Raw genomic sequence first — 22,513 nt, 5'->3', positions numbered from 1 at the left:
CTCTTCCTTAGATCGGCAGCTTGTCGATACGCCGTCCACCCCAGCCCAGATTGATAATGGCGCGGGAAACCGTGATGGCAGTAAACATGGAAGCCGTCAGACCAATACCCAGGGTCAAGGCAAAGCCCTTGATGGCACCGGTACCGATACCGAACAGGATCACACAGGTGATGAGCGAGGTAACGTTGGAGTCAGCGATGGTCGAAAATGCGCGATCAAAGCCCATATGAATGGCCTGCTGCACACCGCGACCATTGCGGATCTCTTCCCGGATACGCTCGAAGATCAGCACGTTGGCATCCACCGCCATACCGAGCGTCAAGACGATACCGGCAATACCCGGCAGTGTCATGGTGGCCCCCGGGATCATCGACATGATGCCGACAATCAATACCAGGTTGAATACCAGCGCCAGGTTGGCCACCCAGCCGAAGGTGCGGTAGTAGATGCCCATGAACAGCACTATCACCAGCATGGCCCAGCCGATGGCTTCCATACCGTTATCGATGTTTTGCTGACCCAGGCTTGGGCCTATGGTGCGCTCTTCAACGATCTGGATGGGTGCGATCAGGGCACCGGCACGCAACAGCAGCGCCAGGTTATGGGCTTCGTTGGCGTTGTCGATACCCGTGATGCGGAACTGGCTGCCAAGGCGCGACTGGATAGTGGCGACGTTGATCACCTCTTCCTGCTTGCGGAACTTGCGCTTGCCATCCGGACCGGGTTGGCCCACAGGCTTGTATTCGATGAAGACGGTCGCCATGCCTTTACCGACGTTGTCCTTGGTAAAGTTCGCCATCTTGTTGCCACCCTGGCCATCAAGCTTGATATTGACCTGGGGACGGCTGTACTCATCGAAACCAGACTGGGCACCCACTATGTGGTCACCGGTCAGGATCACCCGCTTTTGCAGCACAACGGGGCGACCGTTGCGGTCGTTGTACACCTTGGAACTCGGCGGTACACGACCATCGGCAGCAGCCTGAATATCGGCCGTTTCATCGACCATGTGGAATTCCAGGGTCGCGGTCGCACCCAGGATCTCCTTGGCACGGGCCGTATCCTGAATACCGGGTAGTTCCACCACGATGCGCTCGGCACCTTGCTGTTGTACCAGCGGCTCAGCCACCCCCAGTTCATTCACCCGATTGCGGATGATGGTGATGTTCTGCTCGAGTGCGTACTTTTTCACTTCCTTGATTTTGGCTTCACTCAAACCAGCCAGCAGGATGAACTCATCCCCCTTCTGCTCTGTGGTGAAGGTCAAATCCGGATTCTGGCGACGCAGGTGAGACACAGCCTTGGCTTGATCCGCTTCATCACGGAACAGAACCTGTACCTGATCACCGACCCGACGTACGCCGGAGTAACGGATCTTCTGGGTACGCAGCTCGGTGCGAAAATCCTGCACCATCTGCTCTTGCTGCTTGGTCAGTGCTTCCGCCATGTCCACTTCCATCAGAAAGTGCACACCGCCACGCAGGTCAAGACCCAGCTTCAGGGGGGCCGCACCGATGGCTTCAAGCCAGGCGGGGGTAGAAGGTGCCAGGTTAAGGGCAGTAATGAAATTATCGCCAAGCTTGCTGGCAACGACATCACGCGCCTTGAGCTGATCTTCAGTGTTCTTGAAGCGGATCAGAATGAAGCCGTGCTCGAACGCAGCATGTTTGACCGGGATCTGAGCCGCCTCGAGCGTCTCCTTCACTTGATCAAGCGTCTCTAACTTGACTTCGGCACCACGGCTGGCAGAAATCTGCAAGGCAGGGTCTTCGCCGTAAAGATTGGGGGCTGCATATAGAAAACCGATGGCGATCACGAAGACCACCATCAGGTATTTCCACAGCGGATAGCGATTTAACACGCTGTGCTCCTCAGGAGATTAAAGGGACTGGATAGAACCCTTGGGCAGTACGGCAGAGACGAAGTCACGCTTGATTGTGACCTGGGTCTGATCGTTCAGGGACAGCACAATATATTCGCTATCGGCGGACACTTTGGCGATCTTGCCAACCAGGCCACCTGAGGTGAGTACTTCATCACCCTTGGCCAGGGAGCTCATCAGGTTGCGGTGATCCTTGGCGCGCTTGGCCTGGGGACGATAGATCATGAAGTAGAAAATAAGACCGAACACGGCCAGCATGATGATCATTTCCATACCACCACCCTGTGCACCCGGAACTGCGCCTTCTGCATACGCCTTGGAGATAATGCTCATTTAACAACCTCTTATTTGATGTAGATTTGATAACTAACTTATATGTCGTTGTTATTTCACGTCATTTTCAGCTAACGGAGGCACAGGCTTCCCTTGCCGACGGTAAAACTCAGTTACAAAGTCGTCTAATTTACCCTGCTCGATCGCGTCCCGCAAACCCTGCATCACACGCTGGTAATAACGCAGGTTGTGAATGGTGTTCAGACGGGCACCGAGGATCTCGTTGCACTTGTCCAGATGATACAGATAGCTGCGGGTGTAGTTCTTGCAGGTGTAGCAATCGCAGTCCGCATCCAGGGTACTGGTGTCGCTGCGATACTTGGCGTTGCGGATCTTGACCACCCCATCCGTGGTGAACAGGTGACCGTTGCGGGCATTGCGGGTCGGCATCACACAGTCGAACATGTCGACTCCACGGCGCACCCCTTCCACCAGATCTTCCGGTTTGCCCACGCCCATCAGGTAGCGCGGCTTGTCAGCCGGAATTTTCGGGCAGACGTGCTCTAGGATCCTGTGCATGTCTTCCTTGGGCTCACCCACCGCCAGACCGCCAACCGCATAACCGTCGAAGCCGATCTCCAGCAGGCCGTTGAGGGACACATCCCGCAACTCTTCATACACGGAACCCTGAATGATACCGAACAGGGCGTTCTTGTTGCCCAAAGCATCAAACTTGTCGCGGGAGCGCTTGCCCCAGCGCAGGGACATCTCCATGGACTTGCGCGCTTCTTCGTAAGTGGCCGGGTACGGGGTGCACTCGTCGAAGATCATCACGATATCGGAACCCAGATCGTACTGGATCTCCATGGATTTCTCGGGGTCCAGGAAGATCTTCTCGCCGTTGATGGGGTGACGGAAGTGCACGCCCGCTTCGGTGATCTTGCGAATATGCCCCAGGCTGAACACCTGGAAACCACCCGAGTCGGTCAGGATCGGGCCCTGCCAGTTCATGAAGTCATGCAGATCGCCGTGGGCACGCATCACTTCCTGCCCCGGCCGCAGCCAGAGGTGGAAGGTGTTGCCAAGCAGGATCTCGGCGCCGGTCTCGCGTACTTCTTCCGGGGTCATCCCCTTGACGGTGCCATAGGTACCGACCGGCATGAAGGCGGGAGTCTGCACAGTGCCACGTTCGAAGACCAGTTGACCGCGACGGGCACGGCCGTCGGTGGTTTTCAGTTCAAATTTCATTGCTACCTCGTTGCGTCAGAGAAACAGTCTGACAATAGAGAGCCCGAAGGCCCGGTATAAAGGGCGAGGCTTATGCCACTGCCCGGCGACGGGTGACGAACATGGCGTCCCCGTAGCTGAAGAAACGGTACTGCTCGGCCACGGCCGCCTGATAGGCCGCCATCACGTGATCGTACCCGGCGAAGGCGCTGACCAGCATGATCAGGGTCGACTCCGGCAGATGGAAGTTGGTGACCATGGCATCGACTACCTGAAACTGGTAGCCGGGGAAGATGAAGATGTCGGTGTCGCTGAAAAAGGGCGCCAGCGGCTTGCCCTGGGCCAGACTTGCCTTGGCTGCGCTCTCCAGGGAGCGTACCGAGGTGGTGCCCACCGCAATCACCCGGCCACCCCGGGCGCGAGTTGCGGCTATGGCATCCACCACCTCCTGCGGCACTTCGGCGTATTCGGAGTGCATGTGGTGATCTTCAATCTTGTCCACCCGCACCGGCTGGAAGGTCCCCGCCCCTACATGCAGGGTGACGAAGGCCGTTTCAACCCCTTTGGCGCGGATCTTTGCCAGCAGCAGCTCATCGAAATGCAGGCCGGCGGTCGGCGCCGCCACGGCGCCCGGCTTCTGATTGTAAACGGTCTGGTAGCGCTCCTTGTCGGCGTCCTCATCGGGACGGTCGATATAGGGGGGCAACGGCATATGGCCTATGGCTTCCAGAATCTCCAGCACGGGGCGCGGGTCGAGAAAGTGGATCTCGAACAGGGCATCGTGGCGGGCACGCATCTCGGCATCGACCTTTTCACCATCGGGGCCGCCATCCAGGATGAGGCGGGTACCGGGCTTGGGCGCCTTGGAGGCCCGCACATGTGCCAGCACGCTGTGCTCGTCCAGGATGCGCTCCACCAGCACCTCCAGCTTGCCGCCGCTGGCCTTCTGGCCAAACATGCGCGCCGGAATGACACGGGTGTTGTTGAATACCAGCAGATCGCCGGGGTTGAGCTGGTCCAGCACATCCACAAATTGACCATGGCGCAGGGCGCCGCTTTGACCATCGAGCTGCAACAGGCGGCTGGCGGTGCGCTCTGCCATCGGATAGCGGGCAATCAGCTCGTCTGGCAGATCAAAATGAAAATCGGATACTTGCATCTTTCACCTCGGGGGAATCGGCGGCTAGTCTAGTTATCCCCCTCTTCCAAGGCAACCCAAAAGACCAAAAACCCAAGAGAGACAAGGGATAGCGAGCAATATTGCGACATCCATCCGGTTAATGATTCTTTAATGATCTGTATTGACCCTGATCATGTTTTGCCTGCGGGGGCTGGGCTAGGGTGAAAGCAGATACACAAGGAGGCCCACCATGATGACCTTATCCGAGATCATGACAGAACATCCCTTCACTCTGGGTCAGGAAAACAGCGTCAAGCAGGCGATGGATCTGATGCAGCAGGAGCGGATCCGCCATATTCCCATCGTCGACGAACACCATCATCTGCTGGGTCTGGTCACCCTCACCGACATCCTGGCCACCCGCGAGTCCAAACTGCTGCTCATCAACCCGGAGCGGGAGGCGGAATTCACCGACAGTGTCCAGCTCGACGAGATCATGACCCGCCAGGTGGCGAGCGTGGATCCCCACGCCGGCATCAAGGAGGCAGCCCTCTACCTGCAGCGCCACAAATATGGCTGCCTGCCGGTTCTCAAGGGGCGCAAGCTGATCGGCATAGTGACAGAGTCGGATTTCATTGCGGTCGCCATCAACTTGCTCGAACTGATGGAGGAACAGGAGCCACCCAGCGACTTCTGATCTAAAAATAATGTAATAAAATTACAATAAAAGCGTTTTCGGCATATTAAATCGACATTAAAGCTGAAATACTTTCATTTTGATTGAAAATTTACATCACTACCTTGCTTTGTGATCTGCATCACACTATTATCTCCCCCATGCAATAGTTGCCGAGGGGGAGACGAGGGATTGTGCACCCAGCCTCTTCCTCTCATATGTATGCAAGTTTGCACACCCCGTAGTTAGTCTTTGCTGTAAAGCTTTTGTTTATATAGCCATTCCTTGTTTGATGACCCGGCCTTGTCATAGCGACAACGCCGGGATTTTTTTATCTGCACTATCCTGCCCGGCCTTGCCCTTCCTGCTCCCATTGCGTAGCACGCCACTACACCGTCCTGCCGCCTCACAATACAAATAGCCATTCTGACCTTGAAAAGCCGATGTGCCGCACAGATGTTGAATCTCGACAAGGGGTTACCTCTGTACGCCAGAGATATTCATGTTAGGTACAGCAGCGATTGGTTATCTAATAGATAGATTGAAGTGATTCAATTTTGCGGCTTTAATCGATTAAGAAAAGCCCCTATGATGAATCCATCGAACGTTAAACGCCTGGTCCGGACAGACTCTTCAATACCAGACAGGCATATGTACATCACCAAGGAGCTAATACATGTCTACCTATATCAACACTGAAATCAAGCCGTTCAACGCCACCGCCTACCACAATGGCAAGTTCGTTCAGGTGTCTGACGCAGACCTGAAAGGCAAGTGGTCCGTGGTGTTCTTCTACCCGGCTGACTTCACCTTCGTTTGCCCGACCGAGCTGGGTGACCTGGCTGACAACTACGCTGAATTCCAGAAGCTGGGCGTCGAGATCTACTCCGTCTCCACCGACACCCACTTCACTCACAAGGCGTGGCACGACACTTCCGACACCATCCAGAAGATCCAGTATCCGATGATTGGTGACCCGACCGGCGCCATCACCCGCAACTTCGGCGTCATGATCGAAGAAGCTGGCCTGGCTGACCGTGGCACCTTCGTTATCGACCCGCAAGGCATCATCCAGATCGTTGAAATCAACGCTGGCGGCATCGGTCGTGACGCGCTGGAACTGCTGCGCAAAGTCAAAGCCGCTCAGTACGTAGCTTCCCACCCGGGTGAAGTGTGCCCAGCCAAGTGGAAAGAAGGCGACGCCACCCTGGCCCCGTCCCTGGATCTGGTAGGCAAAATCTAAGCCTCCCGCTTCCAAGACCGGCCCATTCAAGGGCCGGTCTGCTTTCTGGCCTCCTCTTGGAGCATCAGGCCAGTCATCGCCGACCCGCAATCATTAAGAAGGAATTCGAAGATGTTGGATACCAACCTCAAACAACAGCTGAACACCTATCTGCAGTACATCGTCAATCCCATCGAGATCAGCGTGTCCGGCAACGACAGTGACAAATCCGCAGAACTGCTGGCATTGGCCCGCGAGATCAGCGAGATGTCCCCAAAAATTGCCATGACTGATGGCAGTAATGCCCGCAAGCCTTCAATGAGCGTTGCACCACAGGGCCAAGCCCCGCGCGTTCATTTTGCCGGCATCCCCATGGGTCATGAATTTACCTCTCTGGTGCTCGCCTTGCTGCAAAGCGGCGGCCACCCTTCCAAGACAGATCCGGCCGTACTGGAGCAGATCAAGCAGCTGAAGGGCGAGTTTCACTTCGAGACCTATATCTCCCTCTCCTGCCACAATTGCCCGGACGTGGTACAGGCGCTGAACCTGATGGCGACCCTGAATCCCGGTATCACCCACACCATGATCGACGGAGCCCTGTTCCAGGACGAAGTGAACGAGCGCCAGATCATGGCGGTGCCGAACGTCTACATGAACGGTCAGCCGTTCAGCCAGGGCCGTATCTCGCTGGAAGAGATCATTGCCAAGCTCGATACCGGTGCGGCCGATCGCAAGGCCGCCGAACTGAGCGAAAAAGCCCCCTATGACGTGCTGGTAGTGGGTGGTGGCCCGGCTGGTGCCGCAGCAGCCATCTATGCCGCCCGTAAAGGCATTCGTACCGCCATCGTCGCAGAGCGTTTTGGTGGTCAGGTGATGGACACGGTCGGGATCGAGAACTTCATCTCCGTGCCCTACACCGAAGGTCCCAAGCTGGCCGCCAGCCTGGAGCAGCACGTCAAGCAGTACGGTGTGGAAGTGATCACCGAGCAGCGTGCCGCCGCCATCAGCAAGGACGGCTATGTGAATGTAGAGCTGGCCTCTGGTGCCACCCTCAAGAGTCGCGCCGTGATCCTGGCGACCGGTGCCCGCTGGCGTGACCTGAACGTGCCGGGCGAACTCGAGTACCGCACCAAGGGCGTGGCCTACTGCCCCCACTGCGACGGTCCCTTCTTCAAGGGCAAGCGCGTGGCAGTGATAGGTGGTGGTAACTCCGGTATCGAAGCAGCCATCGATCTCGCCGGCATCGTCGAGCACGTCACAGTGGTCGAATTTGCCGATACCCTGCGCGCCGACGAAGTGCTGCAGAAGAAAGCCCGCTCCATGGGCAACATCGACATCATCATGAGCGCCCGCACCACCGAAGTGATCGGTGATGGCAGCAAGGTGGTGGGGATGGATTATGAAGATCGCACCACGGGTGAAATCAAGCACCTGGCGGTGGCTGGCATCTTCGTCCAGATCGGACTGGTGCCGAACACCGAGTTCCTCAAGGGGAGCGAGGTGGCACTGACCCGCTTCGGCGAGATCGAGATCGACACCAAGGGCGCCACTTCCCTGCCTGGTGTCTATGCTGCCGGTGACGCCACTACAGTGCCGTTCAAGCAGATCATCATCTCCATGGGAGCTGGTGCAACCGCAGCGCTGGGGGCATTTGATTACCTCATCCGCAATGCGGCGCCGGAAGCGGCAGAAACATCCGCCAAGGCCGATGCCGTGACCGCCTGATAACGGCCCTCGTGCCAGTAAAAAGCCGACTCCCTGGAGTCGGCTTTTTTATCCGTGTTATTCACCAAGCGCTAGTTGGTCTTCACATCCTCCGCCTCGGGCGTGGCAAAGGTCGCCGGCACAGCTTCCCCTTCCAGATCCGTTCTCGGCTCCAGCTCCGCTGTCATGGGAGTATTGGGCGGTACCGGCATGAACACCTGATGCTCGGCCAGTGGAATGGGTGCCCGCTGCCGCTTGCGCCAGCCCAGATACGCCGTCAGCAGGGCGCCGCACAGGGCAAAGTAGACAAACAGCCCCTGTGGCCCGAACTGCATCATGACAAAAGGCGCCAGCAATGGCCCTATCATGGCGCCCAAACTGTAGGCGAGCAGCAACCCCTGATTGGCCCCCAACACCTGATCCGGGCGCAGCTCATCGCAGGCATGGCTCAGACTCAGGGGATAAATGGAGAACGCCATCCCCCCCAGCAAGAACACCAGGACGCCGGCGATCGGCTCGCGCCAATCCTCGGGCAACAACACCATCAGCAAAGCAAGCAGGGTCAGCACGGCACTGAGCAGCAGGATCACCAGCCGCCGGTCATAGCGATCAGAGATACGGCCAATGGGATACTGCAGGCACATGCCTCCCAGGATCACCAGCGCCATCATGTCCGCCACCCGCGAAAGCGAAGCCCCGCTGTCGGTAAAATAAAGTGGCAACAGACCGTAGATGGCACCGAGGATAAGACCTGAGGTGAAACTGCTACCCATGCCCGCCGGGGTGAGCCGCACCAGCTCGATCACCCCGACCGGTTGCGGCGCCACCATGGCCGGTGTGGCCACCCGGGAGAGCGCAAGCGGCACCACCGACAGGGTGGCCGCCATGGCACACAGGGCAAACGGTGTCAGCACCATGGGATCCACCCACTTGAGCAGCAACTGGCCCATGGCCAGTGAGCCGTAGAGCAATATCATGTAGAGCGACATCAGCCGCCCCCGGTTGGCCGGGGAACTAGAGACCAGCATCCAGGACTCCAGCACCACGAACAGACCGCCGGTGGCAAAGCCCCCCACCAGCCGCAGCGCCGCCCAGCTGACGGGTTCCACTACCATGCCGTGCAGCAGGAACAGAAAACAGAGCAGGGAGGCGTAGGCCGCATAGGCCCGGATATGACCCACCCGGATAATGAGGCGCGCATTGACGAAAGCGCCCAGCACCAGACCGCCAAAATAGGCAGCCGACACCAGGCCTATGGCTTGCACCGACACCTGCTCGGCCGAGAGGCGCACCGTCAGCAGGGTATTGAACATGCCGTGGCCCAGGATAAAAATCACCAGACTGGCCAAGGGTGACAGCAACCTTGTGAGTGACATTGGGTCTCCCTGTGTGGCTCATTAATGAGCTAAACAGTCATGGTACCGCTTGCTTCCTGCCCACATCAACCCAACCGGCCCTGCAAGGGGCGCGCTATCCTTGATGAGCCCCCTCCTTGAGGTAACAAACATGAAAACCAAACTGTTGATGATCGGCCTGCTCTTTGCCGGCAACGCCCTCGCCTTTCACTGCCCTGCAGACATGAAGAGCATCGATGACGCCCTCGCCAAAGGCCCAGCCCTCAGTGCAGAGCAACTGGCCGAGGTGAAAAGGCTGCGCGCCGAAGGGGAAACCCTGCACAAGGCAGGCAAGCATCAGGCGTCCGTCGATACCCTGGCCAAAGCCCTGGCGCTGCTCGCACCGGCCAGGTCCTGACGCAGCCCGAGGCTGGGAAGACTCCGGCGTGATGTCATGTCAGACATGCGCCACAAACAACAAGGCCACCCGCTGGGATGGCCTTGGTTTTATCGGGTAGCTAACCCTCATTCACTCTGCACCACGATTACTTGGCGTAATCCTCGGTGGGGATGCAGGAGCAGAACAGGTTGCGATCGCCGTAGACATCGTCGATGCGATTCACTGACGGCCAGAGTTTGGCTGCGCGCACGGCGTCGGACGGGAAGACCGCCTCGGCGCGGCTGTAGCCACGAGCCCACTGCTCGTCCATCACGTCATCCTGGGTGTGGGGCGCGTTGACCAGCGGGTTGTCGGTCAGGCTCCAGTGACCGTCCTGCACCTTGGCAATCTCGGTACGGATGGCGGTCATCGCCTCGACGAAGCGATCCAGCTCGCGCTTGGATTCGGATTCGGTCGGCTCGACCATCAGGGTGCCCGCCACCGGGAAGCTCATGGTCGGCGCGTGGAAGCCGTAGTCCATCAGCCGCTTGGCCACGTCCATCTCGCTGATGCCGGACGCCTCTTTCAGCGGACGGATATCCAGAATGCACTCGTGGGCCACCCGGCCGTTGCGCCCGGAATAGAGCACGGGGAAGGATTCCCCCAGCTTCTTGGCCAGATAGTTGGCGTTGAGGATGGCCACCTGAGTGGATTTCTTCAGCCCCTCGTCACCCAGCATGGCGATATACATCCAGCTGATGGGCAATATGCTGGCAGAGCCGAACGGAGCAGCCGACACGGCACCGTTGTTGCGGCTCTCCTTGTCGGTCTTGACCACGGCGTGGCCGGCCACGAAGGGTGCCAGGTGTTTCTTCACCCCGATGGGGCCCATGCCCGGACCGCCACCGCCGTGAGGGATGGCGAAGGTCTTGTGCAGGTTGAGGTGGGAGACGTCCGCGCCGATAAAGCCCGGCGCAGTGAGGCCCACCTGGGCGTTCATGTTGGCACCGTCGAGGTAGACCTGACCACCGTGCTGGTGAACGATGTCGCACACCTCCTTGATGGTCTCCTCGTAAACCCCGTGGGTGGAGGGGTAGGTCACCATCAGACAGCTAAGCTTCTCCCCCGCCTCGGCGGCCTTGGCGCGCAGGTCGTCGAGATCCACGTTGCCGGACTTGTCACAGGCGGTGACTATGACTCGCAGCCCCGCCATCTGGGCGGAGGCCGGGTTGGTGCCGTGGGCAGAGGCAGGGATCAGGCAGATGTCACGATGACCGTCGCCACGGGACTCGTGGTACTTCTTGATGGCGAGCAAGCCTGCGTACTCACCCTGGGCACCTGAGTTGGGCTGCATGCAGACCGCATCGTAACCTGTCACCTTCACCAGCCAGTCTTCGAGGTCGGCCAGCAGCAGCTGGTAACCCTTGGCCTGGGCCAGCGGCGCGAACGGGTGCAGCTTGCCGAACTCGGGCCAGGTCACCGGGATCATCTCGGCGGTGGCGTTGAGCTTCATGGTGCAAGAACCCAAGGAAATCATGGCGTAGTTGAGCGCCAGATCTTTTGCTTCGAGACGGTGGATGTAACGCAGCATCTCGGTCTCTGAGTGGTACTTGTTGAACACCTCGTGGGTCAGCACGGCGTCGGTGCGCAGCAGATCCTGCGGAATGCCCTGATGGGTCTGGGCCGCTTTGTCGAGTGCCTCCACGTCCAGGCCGTGGCTCTTGCCGAGGAAGAGATCGAACAGTTCGGCCACATCGGCGCGGGTGGTGGTCTCGGAGAGAGATACGCCTACGGCACCATCCAGATCGGCGCGCAGGTTGATACCAAGCCCTTCGGCTTTGGCGATCAGTGCCGCCTTGTCGGCGGTCAGCACTGTGAGCGTATCGAACCAGCTGGCGTGTTTGAGGGCCACGCCCTTGGTGGTAAGCCCCAGCGCCAGGATGCTGGTGAGACGGTGCACGCGGGAGGCGATGGTTTTCAGCCCCACGGGGCCGTGGTAGACGGCGTAGAAGCTCGCCATGTTGGCCAGCAGCACCTGAGCGGTACAGATGTTGGAGTTGGCCTTCTCGCGGCGGATATGCTGCTCGCGGGTCTGCATCGCCATGCGCAGGGCACTCTTGCCGCGGGCGTCCTTGGAAACGCCGATAATGCGGCCCGGCATGGAACGCTTGTAGGCATCACGGGTGGCGAAGAAGGCGGCGTGGGGGCCACCGTACCCCATGGGCACGCCAAAGCGCTGGGCGGAGCCCAACACCACATCGGCGCCCAGCTCACCCGGGGATTTGAGCAGCAGCAGGGAGAGCAGATCGGCGCTAACGCAAGCCAGCCCTTTCTGGGCCTGTACCGCAGCAATCAGGGCACGCAGATCTTTCACCTCACCTGTGGTGGTGGGGTACTGGAACAGGGCACCGAACACCTCTTCGCTCACTGCATCGCTGGCAGGGCCGACGGCCACGTCGAAGCCAAAGTGCACGGCGCGCTCCTTGACCACGTCGATCACCTGGGGATGCACGTCATCGGCCACGAAGAAGAGATGAGACTTGGACTTGGCCATCCGCTTGGCCAGCGCCATGGCTTCGGCAGCGGCAGTGGCTTCATCCAGCAGGGAGGCGCTGGCGAGATCCATGCCGGTCAAGTCCAGCGTGAGTTGCTGGAAGTTGAGCAGGGCTTCGAGGCGGCCCTGAGCCAACTCCGGCTGATACGGGGTGTAGGCGGTATACCAGCCCGGGTTTTCCAGCACGTTGCGCAAGATGACATGGGGCACATGGGTATCGTGATAACCCATGCCGATGTAGCTCTTGGCGATCTTGTTCTGGGCGGCGTAGCCCTTGAGCTTGGCTAGGGCTTCCACTTCGGTCATGGAGGCACCAATGCCAAGCGGGCCCGGACGGCGAATGGCGGCGGGGACCGTCTGCTCAATCAGATCATCCAGACTCTCGGCGCCCACCTCGGCCAGCAGCACACGCAGCTCTTCCTCACCCGGGCCTATGTGGCGGCGGATGAAATCGGTTTTTTGTTCGAGTTCAAACAGTGACTGGGTCATTTCCCTATTCCTGGTAATAAGTCCTGGTAACCAAGACCTGATGTTCCTGATAGCCGGCTGATACCGACTCCACTCATGTTCTGAATACCGCAGGCAGTGTGCACAGTGCGGTACCGGATGCTGCGACAGCATCGACAGGGGGTCACCTTGTTACGCATAACCTAGCGCACAAACAGACTGGCCCGATGGCAGGCAATACCTGCAAGCGGCGGGCGTGGGCGACTTCACCCTGATGCCGGCCGGTACGGGTCCGGCTGGCAGACATACAAACGGGCCCTGCCGTGTTGGCAGGGCCCGGGGGCATTACTCTTCGTCCACCAGGTTCTGGTAGCCTTCGGCATCCAGCAGGTTGGCGAGCTCACCCGCATCGTCCAGCTTGATGCGGAACAGCCAGCCAGCGCCGTAGGGGTCTGAGTTGACCAGCTCAGGGCTGCCTTCCAGCTCTTCGTTGATGGCAACAATCTCGCCACTCACCGGGCTGTAGATGTCAGAGGCGGCCTTGACCGACTCGGCCACGGCGCAGTCATCACCGGCACCAATTTGCTTGCCCACTTCCGGCAGGTCGACAAATACCATGTCTCCCAGCAGATCCTGGGCGTGCTCTGTGATACCGACCACGGCCTCGCCGTTGGCTTCAACACGGATCCACTCGTGGGAGGTGGCATATTTCAGTTCGCTCGGGATATGGCTCATTTGTGCTTCCTTATTCACTTGGATCACTTGTACCTGGAGGGGGTACAAGGGGTACTGGCGAAGGCGATCCCCTTCGCCGCAATGGGGTTGTTACACCAGTTTCTGGCCGTTGCGCACGAAAGCGGGCTTGGTGACTTTGACGGTGACCAGCTTCTTGCGGATCTCCACCTCGGCCTGCTCGCCGATATCGCGGGGCACCCGCGCCAGGGCAATACTGTAGCCCAGGGTCGGCGAGAAAGAGCCGGAGGTGATCACACCTTCCCGTTTCTCGCCGCTGGCGGTGGTGAAGGTGACTGGCATGCCGGCACGCAGTACGCCCTTTTCTTCCATCACCAGACCGACCTGCTTGGGCTGGGTACCCGCCGCTTTTTGTGCTTCCAGCGCGGCGCGACCGATAAACTGGCGGGAGGCCGGCTCGAAGGCCAGGGTCCAGGCCATGTTGGCGGCGAGCGGGCTGATGCTTTCGTCCATATCCTGGCTGTAGAGGTTCATGCCGGCTTCGAGACGCAGGGTATCCCGCGCTCCCAGCCCGCAAGGGGCCACGCCGTTATCCAGCAGCGCCTGCCACAGGTCGCACGCCTTCTCTTGCGGCACCACGATTTCATAACCGTCTTCACCTGTGTAGCCGGTGGTGGCGATAAAGAGATCCCCTGCCTGCACGCCGAAGAAGGGCTTCATGCCTTCCACTGCCGCGTTCTGCTCAGGGGTGAACACCTTGGCCGCCTTGGCCTTGGCGTTGGGGCCCTGCACCGCGATCATGGCGAGCTCGGGGCGTTCGGTCACGTTCACGGCAAAGTCGATGGCGTGGTGGCGGATCCAGGTCAGATCCTTCTCGCGAGTGGCGGAGTTCACCACCAGACGGTAGAAGGTATCGGTCAGATAATAGGTAATGAGGTCATCGATGACGCCGCCATCGGGGTTGAGCATGCCGCTGTAGAGGGCCTTGCCCGGGACTGTGAGTTTGGCCACGTCGTTGGCCAGCAGGTGTTGCAGGAAGGCTTTGACCCGTTCACCGGTCAAGTCGACTATGGTCATGTGGGAGACGTCGAACATGCCGGCATCGGTGCGCACCGCATGGTGCTCTTCCAGCTGGGAGCCGTAGTTGATGGGCATTTCCCAACCGTGGAAGTCCACCATTTTGGCGCCGGCTTCCAGGTGCTTGGGATGCAGTACTGTAGTCTGGATCATCGCTGTGTTTCCTTAAGCGTTCGCGACAACACTCGCAATCCGCCTTCCTCTGACAGCCAACAGTACGGTCAATCGCCTGTGCAACAGAAAGAGAAGAGACAGTCGGAGTCTGTGCTCGTTCCAGCCCCATGGGGCAAGAGTGATTCCTTGAACGCAGCGGATTATATGACAAGAGGGCGAGCGCGCCGCTCAAAAAAAACTAATCCACCGCCAGTAAACAGACCCCAGACACTAAGGTAAAAACAGTGATAAAAACAGTCGAATAGCGACTCACACGAGATTAAATTTTGATTTTTACCGTTTCGTCACAATTTGAAGAAAAACGTTTCGCCCACCACCCAGATTAAAGGCTGATGCCCAAAATGGGTCATCAGCCTCATCACATTAGTTTTTTTGTAAAAAAACCTGAGTAGTATTAGATTTTTTCACCTTTGGCCAGCGCGGGCAGTTCGCCATCGAGCCCCATGGCCGCCCGGATCACCCCCTGCTTGAGTGGCGCCAGCGCATCGAAGGCGCACAATCCCACCCCGCGTACCAGCTTCTTGAGGGGGTTGGCCCCGCTGAACAGTCGCTTGAGCCCTTCCATCGCCGCCAGCATGCGGGCCGCCTCGCTCTTGCGCCAGCGCTCGTAGCCGCGCAGGTTGGCCAGCAGACCGATATCAATGCCAGCACGCTGGCTCTGCATTATCTGCTCGGCCAGCGCAGCCGCATCCAGCAGGCCGAGGTTGACCCCCTGCCCCGCCAGCGGATGTATGGTATGGGCCGCATCCCCCACCAGTACCAGCCGCTCGCGGGCGAAGTCGCGGGCATAGCGGGCGGTGAGCGGGATGGCGCTGCGCGCCCCTTCCACCTTGCACAATCCCAGCCGCCCATCGAAGGCGGTGGTGAGTTGGCGGTTGAACTGTTCATCATCGCAGGCGCACAGCGCCTCGGCCCGGGTGGCGGGCACGGACCAGACGATGGAGCAGAGGTCGGGTTGCCACAGGGGCAGGAAGGCGAGCGGGCCATCCGGGGTGAAGATCTGGCGGGCCACCGCCTCATGGGGCTCGGCACAGCGTACCGTCGCCACCAAGGCATGGTGGCCGTAATCCCAGCTGGTGAGCGGAATATCGGCCTGGCGGCGCACCCAGGAGTGGGCGCCATCGGCGGCCACCACCAGCTTGGCCGACAGGGCGCGGCCATCATCCAGCAGCAGGAGTGACCCCGCCTCGCCACTTTGCAGGCTGGCTGCCCGGGCGGGGCTCAGCAGGCTGATGTTGCTCGTGTTGCTCGCCTCCCCGTTACTGTCACCGAGGATCGCCTCCAGCAGCGCCAGCTGGATGACCCGATTCTCGACTATGTGGCCGAGCGCCGCCTGGCGCAGGCTGGCGGCATCAAAACCAATCTGGCCGAAGCTGTCTTGCTCCCACACCTGCATCTTCTCGTAGGGCTGCAGGCGGCGCGCCTCGATACCGGCCCAGGCGCCAACCTGCTGCAAGATGCGCTGGCTGGCCAGACTCAGGGCACTGACCCGGTTGTCCGGTGCCTCGCCTAGCTGGGGTTCGGGCAACTGCCCCTCCACGATGGCAATCTTGAGGCCGCTCTCCTTGAGTGCGGCGGCGAGCCCCAGGCCCACCATGCCACCTCCCACAATCACCACATCCACGTTTTGCATCTGCATCATCTGTTCCTTTCGTGGCTGACCGACAGGGTCAGCAGGGGACGCCCATTGGCATCGACCCCGTTCAATACGCGGTTTGCTGCCGCCTATGGGCGGCACACCTTATTTACGGCACAGGTCGGCCACAAACCCCAGAGTGCGGGAAGCCAGCGGCGCCTTGAGACAAGTCAGCCGCCCCATCAGGGAGAGCAAGAGGTTGCGGCCCGCCACCAGGGGCTCATGACCATTGGAGAAGAGCTGTGCCAGGGAGGAGGTGAGCCAGATGGTCTGGGCCTGATCCTCCTTGCGTTGCTGCCAGTAGCCGCTCAGCACGCCGAAACTGCCGATGTCCTCCCCCACTGCAAACGCACGAGCGACCGCCTGGGTGAGCAGGTCAAGGTCGCGCATGCCGAGGTTGAAGCCCTGCCCTGCGATAGGGTGCAGCAGGTGAGCGGCATTGCCCACCAGCACGGTGCGCTGGGCCAGTGGATAGTCAGCCGCCGTTAGCACCAACGGATAAACGTGGCGCTGACCGGCCCGCTCGAAGCGCCCCAGCCGCCAGCCAAACGCCTGTTGCAGCCGGGCGAGAAACGCGGCTTCATCGAGCGCCATCAGTTCATCCACCTGATCCCGCCCGACGCTCCACACCAGAGAGGAGAGCCCCTCCTGCATCGGCAACAAGGCCAGCGGGCCCCCCTCGGTGAAGCGCTCGAACGCCCGACCGGCAGGATCCTGCGCCGTCTTGACGGTAGCTATGATGGCGCTCTGCTCAAAATCGTGGCGGGTCACCACCATCTTGAAGTGCTGGCGCACGAAGGAGTTGCCGCCATCGGCCGCCACCAGCAGTCGGGTCTGATAACGCTCACCGCTGGCCAGCAGTAAATCCACCCCCTCTTCCAGCGGCTCGACCCTGGCCAGCATGGCCGGGCACTGCATCCGGATCTGCGGGCAGGCTGCGATCGCCTGTTGCAACTCAATCCCTGCCGCCGATAGCTCAATCACCTGACCGAGCGCGGGCAAACCATATTCCGTCGCCGACAGTCTGGCCTGACCACAATGGCCCCGATCCGAGACATGAACCTGGGTGATGGGGGAGCAGTGAGGGGCGAAGCGAGGCCAGAGTCCGTGGCGGGCAAGCGCCTCGCAGGTGCCTGCAGAGAGCGCTATGGCACGGGCATCGAAGCCAGGGTGAAGCGTGAGCTCGGGGGCACTCGCCTCCAGCAGCAGGATCTGCAGGGGCTTGCCATCAGCACCTCGTAGCGCTGCGAGGGAGAGCGCCAGCACGGCGCCACTCATTCCACCGCCGACGATAGCCACATCGACGTGAACCAGATCAGATTGAGACATGAGATGAGAGGGGGAAGCTAAAACGTGGCCTCATGCTATCACAAAGCAGTGGGCCAGGATGCGAAGCCACGGGCAAAAATCGGGGGGCGGCCATGACGCAATCGAAAACCTGCCGGACTATACCAGCAAGCCGACACCTGCAACCCGGCCGGATAAAAGCAGAGCGCCACCTGGGCGCTCTGCGTTGTTTTATGCTGTTTCTGTCGCAGTGACGATCGCAAGGGCCAATCAATGCAAGGTCGGCGGTGCGATCGGGGTATCCGGGCGTTTGCCAAACTCTTCGAAGGTCATCATGACCCCCAGGCGCACATGCTCGTAGAGCACCAGGAAGGAGGCTTCGTTTTCATCATCTTCCTGATCGAACTCGGCAGAAACCTGGGTGATGCTGGCGATGTCCTGGATCATCTCCTGCAACTCTTCAGACGCTTTGGACAGCTCCTGCTGCGCCACACCAAAACCGGCCAGGAATGCCTGGGACCAGTCCACCAGCGAATCGATGCGCTCGTCGAGCGGCGCCTCGTCGCTTGGCAGCAGCAGCTCGACACCCTTCTGGGCCATCAGGCTCTCGACTATCTCGTGATAGAGATCTGTCATCACCTGGCGCACCGGGGCCGGCAGGCCGAAACCGTCGTTGACCAGATCGTTGAAAGGCGGCAACCAGCTCTTGTCATCCAGTGCCACGCCACCGCAGACGAGACCGCAGATCACGCCATGGGCCTCCACCGCCGTTGCCATCAGCTCATGCTGTTCCATCAGGTCGGCCACGGCCGTGTATTTCAGGGGGTTCGTTTTGCTCATCGAAGATCCGCTCAAAGTTCAGGCAAATATGCAGAATTAATGGTCAGGATCCTAGCATTCTCCCCCTTCCAGAGCCAGCAAGGCCTTGAAACTTCTGCATCTGCGCTATATAGTCCCGCCCAGTTGTCCACGTGGATAAAGGCGGAAATCAGCACCGCCGTATTGAGGAAGGCATGAGCACAGAGGCCGTAGAAATCGTCATTTTGGGACGTCCCTACAAGGTATCCTGTCCCTTGGGACAGCAGGACGCCCTGCGCCAGGCCGCCGACCAGCTGACTGACAAACTCATAGAGCTGCGTCAGCGCTCCAAGGTCTCCAGCAACGAACAGCTGGCGGTGATGGCAGCACTCAATTTTTGCCATGAGCTCTGCCTTGAAAAAGAGAAGAATCACCAATACTCTGAGACCATGGACAAGCGGATCAAGATGCTGCAACGCACCATAGAAGCGGCGCTGATCGAACACGGACAGTATGGCGAATCCAGCGAACAGGGCCAGCAGCCCTAATCGCGCAACGTTTTAAAATTCCCTGGGATGTGCGTCAGCCGGTTCAAGTCCCCGAGCCGATAATCATACCCAACAGGGGATCGGCCTTCTGGCTATTGCGCATGCTCGGCACGACCGAGAAGCCTGCGGTCAGATTCGATTCCCGCCTTGAACCTACGGTTCAAGGGCCCAAACCGGCAACGGCATCTCCGGGGTACCAACAGCAAAAAGCCCGTCATCACGATGACGGGCTTTTTCTTTGCTTGAAGATCACTCAGCAACCGGCACGGCAGCGTTATCTCATTTGCTCAGCAGCAGATTTTCCTGCTGACGAGAGGCGGTTACCAGCACGGGTATCGACTTGGAGGTGGGGGTAAACGAGCCCTCCCCGATACTGTCGATGGGCACCAGCGGGTTGGTTTCGGGATAGTAGGCCGCGATATTGCCCTGCGGGATCTCGTAGATCACCACGTTGAATCCGGTCACGACCCGCTCGCGCCCATCGTTGCAGATGGCCGCCATATCGACCCTGTCCCCTTCGGCAAAACCGAGGCGGCGGGCATCCGTCCCGTTCATAAACACCACATTGCGCTGGCCCTTGATGCCGCGATAGCGATCGTCCATGCCGTAGATAGTCGTGTTGTACTGATCGTGGGAACGCAGGCTCTGCAGCAGCAAGACCGGCTGATCGCTCATCTGTTCAGCATGGCGGGTACACTCCGGCAGCACAGAGCGCGGCAGGGTGCTGGTACGAAACTCGGCGCTGCCGCTGGTGGTATTCCACGTCAGTTGCGCCGCGGCGTTGTCCAGATGAAAGCCACACGGCTGCTGGATGCGGGCATTGAAATCGGTGAAACCTGCGATGGTCTGCTCGATGAGATCGCGAATGCGGCCATAGTCATCGCGCAGGCCCAGCCAATCGACCCGCTCGCTGCCCACGGTGGCATGGGCCATCCGCGCCACTATGTCGGTCTCTGACAAGCAGAGCGGCGACACCGGCTCGGCCGTACCGGTCGAAGCGTGCACCATGCTGAAGGTATCCTCCACCGTGATCTTCTGGTTGCCGGTGCGCTGGATATCGAGCTCGGTTCGGCCGAGGCAGGGCAGGATCAGCGCCGCCTTGCCCACCTGCAGATGACTGCGGTTGAGCTTGGTGCTGATCTGCACATTGAGCTCGGCCTGCTTCATCGCCCCGTAGGTGAAGTCGGTATCGGGCGCTGCCGCAGCCAGGTTGCCGCCCAGGCAGATGAGCACCTTGCTCTTGCCCTCATGCAGCGCCTTGAGCGCCTCATAAACGTTGTGACCGCGCGCCCGCGGCAGGCTCACCTGCAAGTGACGCTCGAACCGGTCGATAAAGGCGGCGGTGGGCTTCTCGTTGATCCCCATGGTGCGGTTGCCCTGCACGTTGCTGTGGCCCCGCACCGGACAGAGCCCTGCCCCCGGCTTGCCCATCTGGCCGCGCATCAGGTGCAGGTTGACTATCTCGCGGATGGTGTCGACCGAGTGCAGATGCTGGGTCAGCCCCATGGCCCAGCAGCTGATGACGCTGCGGCTGGCGGCAAACACGCGGGCCGCCTGCACGATATCGGCGCGAGTCAGGCCGGATTGCTGCTCGATCTCGACCCAGCCGGTGGCGCGCACCTGCGCCTCGTACTCGTCAAAATGGCGGGTGTGGCGGGCGATAAAGTCGCGATCCACCACCTCGGGCGCCTCTTCCAGCATGTATTTGGCCATGCCGCGGATGGCGGCCATGTCGCCGCCCAGTTTGGGCGTAAGGTATTGATGGCTGATGGTGGTGGCCGCCGGGGTCAGCAGCTCGAGGGGGCTCTGCGGACTGGCAAAGCGCTCGAGGGCCACCTCTTTGAGGTTGTTGAAGCTGACAATCTTGCAGCCATTTCGCGCCGCCTTGCGCAGGGCATTCATCATGCGCGGATGGTTGGTGCCCGGATTCTGGCCATAGACGAACACCGCCTCGGCACGGTCAAAATCATCCAGCACCACAGTGCCCTTGCCGACGCCGACCGACTGAGTCAGCGCCACCCCGCTCGCCTCGTGGCACATGTTGGAGCAATCGGGGAAGTTGTTGGTGCCAAACAGGCGACCAAACAGCTGATAAAGGTAAGAAGCCTCGTTACTGGCACGGCCCGAGGTGTAGAACTCTACCTCATCCGGGCTGTCGAGCCCCCTGAGGGTATCGGCGATCAGCGCAAAGGCCTCATCCCAGCTTATCGGTTCATAGTGATCGGTAGCGGGGTTATAGCGCAGGGGCTCGGTCAGCCGCCCCTGATACTCCAGCCAGTAGTCGCTCTGGGTGGCCAGCTGGCGCACCGAGTGGGCCGCAAAAAACGCGGCCCCCACCGTCTTGCCGGTGGATTCCCAGGCCACCGCCTTGGCGCCATTTTCGCAGAACTGGAAGGCGCCGTGATCGTTGTCGCCCCAGGCGCAGCCCGGACAGTCGAAGCCGTCTGTCTGGTTGACCCGCAGCAGATTCTTGATGTTCTGGCGGGTCTTCTGGCTACGCAACACCTGCTTCATGGTGGACTGCAGGGACGAAAAACCGCCTGCTTTGGCAGGCTTTTCAATATGACTCATGGCACTCTCCGATGGGATCCGCCGGGCGATAGCTGGAGTAGCTGACCGGGGCATCAAGCTTGGGAATATGGACGACGTTGAGGTTGTATTTGAGGGCCAACCTGACCGCCAGCTGGCTGGGGGACGCCAGACAAACGAGGTGGCGAGCGCCGAACAGCGCCGCCTTTTGCACCAGCTCGCTGCCGCAGCGACTGGTCACCAGCAGGGTGTCGCAGGCCTGTGGTTGGCGCAACAGGAAGCCGATCAGCTTGTCGAGGGCATTGTGGCGCCCTATATCTTCGCGGCAGTGGAGGATCCGCCCCTGCTCATCCAGCGCCAGCGCCGCATGGAGGGCGCCAGAGTGTTGCCCTTTGAGCTGCCAGCTGGCGATCTGCGGGCGCAGTTCGGCCAGCAAGGCGACATCAAGGGGTGGGGTGAGCGGCAATGGCTGCAATGGGGGAAATGCCTGCTCGACCGCCTCCACCCCGCAGATGCCGCAGCCGGTGGCGCCAGTCAGCCTGCGCCGACGCTGCTGTAGCTGCGCCAGACAACGATTGGCGATGGTCACATCCAGCACAAAGCCATGTTCAGCGGGGAATACCCGGATATCGTGCACATCGTGGTTGTGCCGGATGATCGACTCGCAGAACAGAAATCCTATGGCAAAATCGTCGAGATCGTCCGGTGTCGCCATCATCACCGCATGGTTGATGCCATTGATATTGATGGATACCGCCACCTCTTCCACCAGATGATCCAGCGAAGGCAAGGCATGGTGGACGGCAGGTTGAACCATGGGGTTGGCTGCAGGCATGAAAGGTTGGCCTAAAAATGCAAACTGCATTCAAGTTTAGAGAGGCAGCACCGGCAAAACCAATGAATTAAATCTATCTCCCGATAGAATCACTCTATTGACGATGAATTTTCAATTG

Annotated in this window: 18 protein-coding genes and 1 other RNA gene; 6 read left to right on the top strand and 13 right to left on the bottom strand. The window is 59.9% G+C overall.

From position 1 onward, the window contains the following. Positions 1–7: 7 nt before the first annotated feature. The 4 genes from secD to queA all read right to left on the bottom strand — a co-directional run bounded on the left by secD (position 8) and on the right by queA (position 4,541). Positions 8–1,861, bottom strand: a complete 1,854-nt coding sequence (gene secD / locus GWQ29_RS09700) for a protein translocase subunit SecD (protein ID WP_265422103.1) — start codon at positions 1,859–1,861, stop codon at positions 8–10. Positions 1,862–1,879: 18 nt separating this feature from the next. Beyond that, positions 1,880–2,215: a preprotein translocase subunit YajC gene (gene yajC, locus GWQ29_RS09695; RefSeq protein WP_021139832.1), complete on the bottom strand. Its 336-nt coding sequence runs from the start codon at positions 2,213–2,215 to the stop codon at positions 1,880–1,882. Between the two features lie 51 nt (positions 2,216–2,266). Then, positions 2,267–3,403, bottom strand: coding sequence for a tRNA guanosine(34) transglycosylase Tgt (gene tgt / locus GWQ29_RS09690; protein WP_005310380.1), 1,137 nt, complete (start codon positions 3,401–3,403; stop codon positions 2,267–2,269). A gap of 70 nt (positions 3,404–3,473) precedes the next feature. Beyond that, on the bottom strand, positions 3,474–4,541 hold the full coding sequence (gene queA, locus GWQ29_RS09685) for a tRNA preQ1(34) S-adenosylmethionine ribosyltransferase-isomerase QueA (RefSeq protein ID WP_275919310.1): 1,068 nt from the start codon (positions 4,539–4,541) through the stop codon (positions 3,474–3,476). Positions 4,542–4,752: 211 nt separating this feature from the next. Between queA and GWQ29_RS09680 the strand changes: the two genes are divergently transcribed. From GWQ29_RS09680 to ahpF, 3 genes are all read left to right on the top strand, one after another. Beyond that, positions 4,753–5,199 carry a CBS domain-containing protein gene (locus GWQ29_RS09680; protein WP_275919309.1) on the top strand — a complete coding sequence of 149 codons (447 nt, stop codon included), beginning with the start codon at positions 4,753–4,755 and terminating at the stop codon, positions 5,197–5,199. A gap of 655 nt (positions 5,200–5,854) precedes the next feature. Further along, positions 5,855–6,421, top strand: a complete 567-nt coding sequence (gene ahpC, locus GWQ29_RS09675) for an alkyl hydroperoxide reductase subunit C (RefSeq protein WP_005900002.1) — start codon at positions 5,855–5,857, stop codon at positions 6,419–6,421. A gap of 111 nt (positions 6,422–6,532) precedes the next feature. Beyond that, complete coding sequence (gene ahpF, locus GWQ29_RS09670) at positions 6,533–8,125, top strand: alkyl hydroperoxide reductase subunit F (protein ID WP_113720347.1); 1,593 nt, start codon at positions 6,533–6,535, stop codon at positions 8,123–8,125. Positions 8,126–8,196: 71 nt separating this feature from the next. Here ahpF and GWQ29_RS09665 read toward each other — a convergent pair whose 3' ends face one another. After that, positions 8,197–9,480, bottom strand: coding sequence for an MFS transporter (locus tag GWQ29_RS09665; RefSeq protein ID WP_169046339.1), 1,284 nt, complete (start codon positions 9,478–9,480; stop codon positions 8,197–8,199). Positions 9,481–9,610: 130 nt separating this feature from the next. Between GWQ29_RS09665 and GWQ29_RS09660 the strand changes: the two genes are divergently transcribed. Continuing rightward, positions 9,611–9,856 (top strand): hypothetical protein, encoded by a 246-nt coding sequence (locus GWQ29_RS09660; protein ID WP_265432924.1) that lies wholly within the window; start codon positions 9,611–9,613, stop codon positions 9,854–9,856. Positions 9,857–9,983: 127 nt separating this feature from the next. Here GWQ29_RS09660 and gcvP read toward each other — a convergent pair whose 3' ends face one another. The 6 genes from gcvP to GWQ29_RS09630 all read right to left on the bottom strand — a co-directional run bounded on the left by gcvP (position 9,984) and on the right by GWQ29_RS09630 (position 18,525). Continuing rightward, positions 9,984–12,860: an aminomethyl-transferring glycine dehydrogenase gene (gene gcvP, locus GWQ29_RS09655; protein ID WP_275919308.1), complete on the bottom strand. Its 2,877-nt coding sequence runs from the start codon at positions 12,858–12,860 to the stop codon at positions 9,984–9,986. A gap of 303 nt (positions 12,861–13,163) precedes the next feature. Next, complete coding sequence (gene gcvH, locus GWQ29_RS09650) at positions 13,164–13,553, bottom strand: glycine cleavage system protein GcvH (RefSeq protein WP_005310365.1); 390 nt, start codon at positions 13,551–13,553, stop codon at positions 13,164–13,166. A gap of 90 nt (positions 13,554–13,643) precedes the next feature. Further along, positions 13,644–14,741, bottom strand: coding sequence for a glycine cleavage system aminomethyltransferase GcvT (gene gcvT, locus GWQ29_RS09645; RefSeq protein ID WP_111589704.1), 1,098 nt, complete (start codon positions 14,739–14,741; stop codon positions 13,644–13,646). Between the two features lie 415 nt (positions 14,742–15,156). Continuing rightward, the gene (locus GWQ29_RS09640; RefSeq protein ID WP_275919307.1) at positions 15,157–16,401 is read right to left on the bottom strand and encodes an FAD-dependent 2-octaprenylphenol hydroxylase; all 1,245 of its coding nucleotides are present in this window, start codon (positions 16,399–16,401) and stop codon (positions 15,157–15,159) included. A gap of 102 nt (positions 16,402–16,503) precedes the next feature. After that, the gene (gene ubiH / locus GWQ29_RS09635; protein ID WP_265461334.1) at positions 16,504–17,727 is read right to left on the bottom strand and encodes a 2-octaprenyl-6-methoxyphenyl hydroxylase; all 1,224 of its coding nucleotides are present in this window, start codon (positions 17,725–17,727) and stop codon (positions 16,504–16,506) included. Between the two features lie 228 nt (positions 17,728–17,955). Then, positions 17,956–18,525, bottom strand: coding sequence for a UPF0149 family protein (locus GWQ29_RS09630; protein ID WP_017411397.1), 570 nt, complete (start codon positions 18,523–18,525; stop codon positions 17,956–17,958). Between the two features lie 173 nt (positions 18,526–18,698). Here GWQ29_RS09630 and zapA point away from each other — a divergent pair, with 173 nt between their 5' ends. Together zapA and ssrS are read left to right on the top strand one after the other, a co-directional pair. Next, the gene (zapA, locus tag GWQ29_RS09625; protein ID WP_005310350.1) at positions 18,699–19,031 is read left to right on the top strand and encodes a cell division protein ZapA; all 333 of its coding nucleotides are present in this window, start codon (positions 18,699–18,701) and stop codon (positions 19,029–19,031) included. A gap of 16 nt (positions 19,032–19,047) precedes the next feature. Continuing rightward, positions 19,048–19,230: non-coding RNA, 6S RNA (ssrS, locus tag GWQ29_RS09620), on the top strand. An 80-nt stretch (positions 19,231–19,310) separates the two neighbouring features. Here ssrS and GWQ29_RS09615 read toward each other — a convergent pair. After that, positions 19,311–21,602, bottom strand: coding sequence for an FdhF/YdeP family oxidoreductase (locus GWQ29_RS09615; protein ID WP_275919306.1), 2,292 nt, complete (start codon positions 21,600–21,602; stop codon positions 19,311–19,313). After that, positions 21,589–22,377 (bottom strand): formate dehydrogenase accessory sulfurtransferase FdhD, encoded by a 789-nt coding sequence (fdhD, locus tag GWQ29_RS09610; RefSeq protein ID WP_275909359.1) that lies wholly within the window; start codon positions 22,375–22,377, stop codon positions 21,589–21,591. Before fdhD ends, GWQ29_RS09615 begins: the two co-directional genes overlap by 14 nt. Positions 22,378–22,513 lie beyond the last annotated feature (136 nt).

Origin of the sequence: Aeromonas sp. 2HA2, assembly GCF_029237345.1 — a bacterium.
In the GTDB taxonomy this organism is placed as follows: domain Bacteria; phylum Pseudomonadota; class Gammaproteobacteria; order Enterobacterales; family Aeromonadaceae; genus Aeromonas; species Aeromonas salmonicida.
The sequence above is the reverse complement of the archived record's forward strand: the minus strand, read 5'-3'. Positions and strand labels throughout refer to the sequence as shown.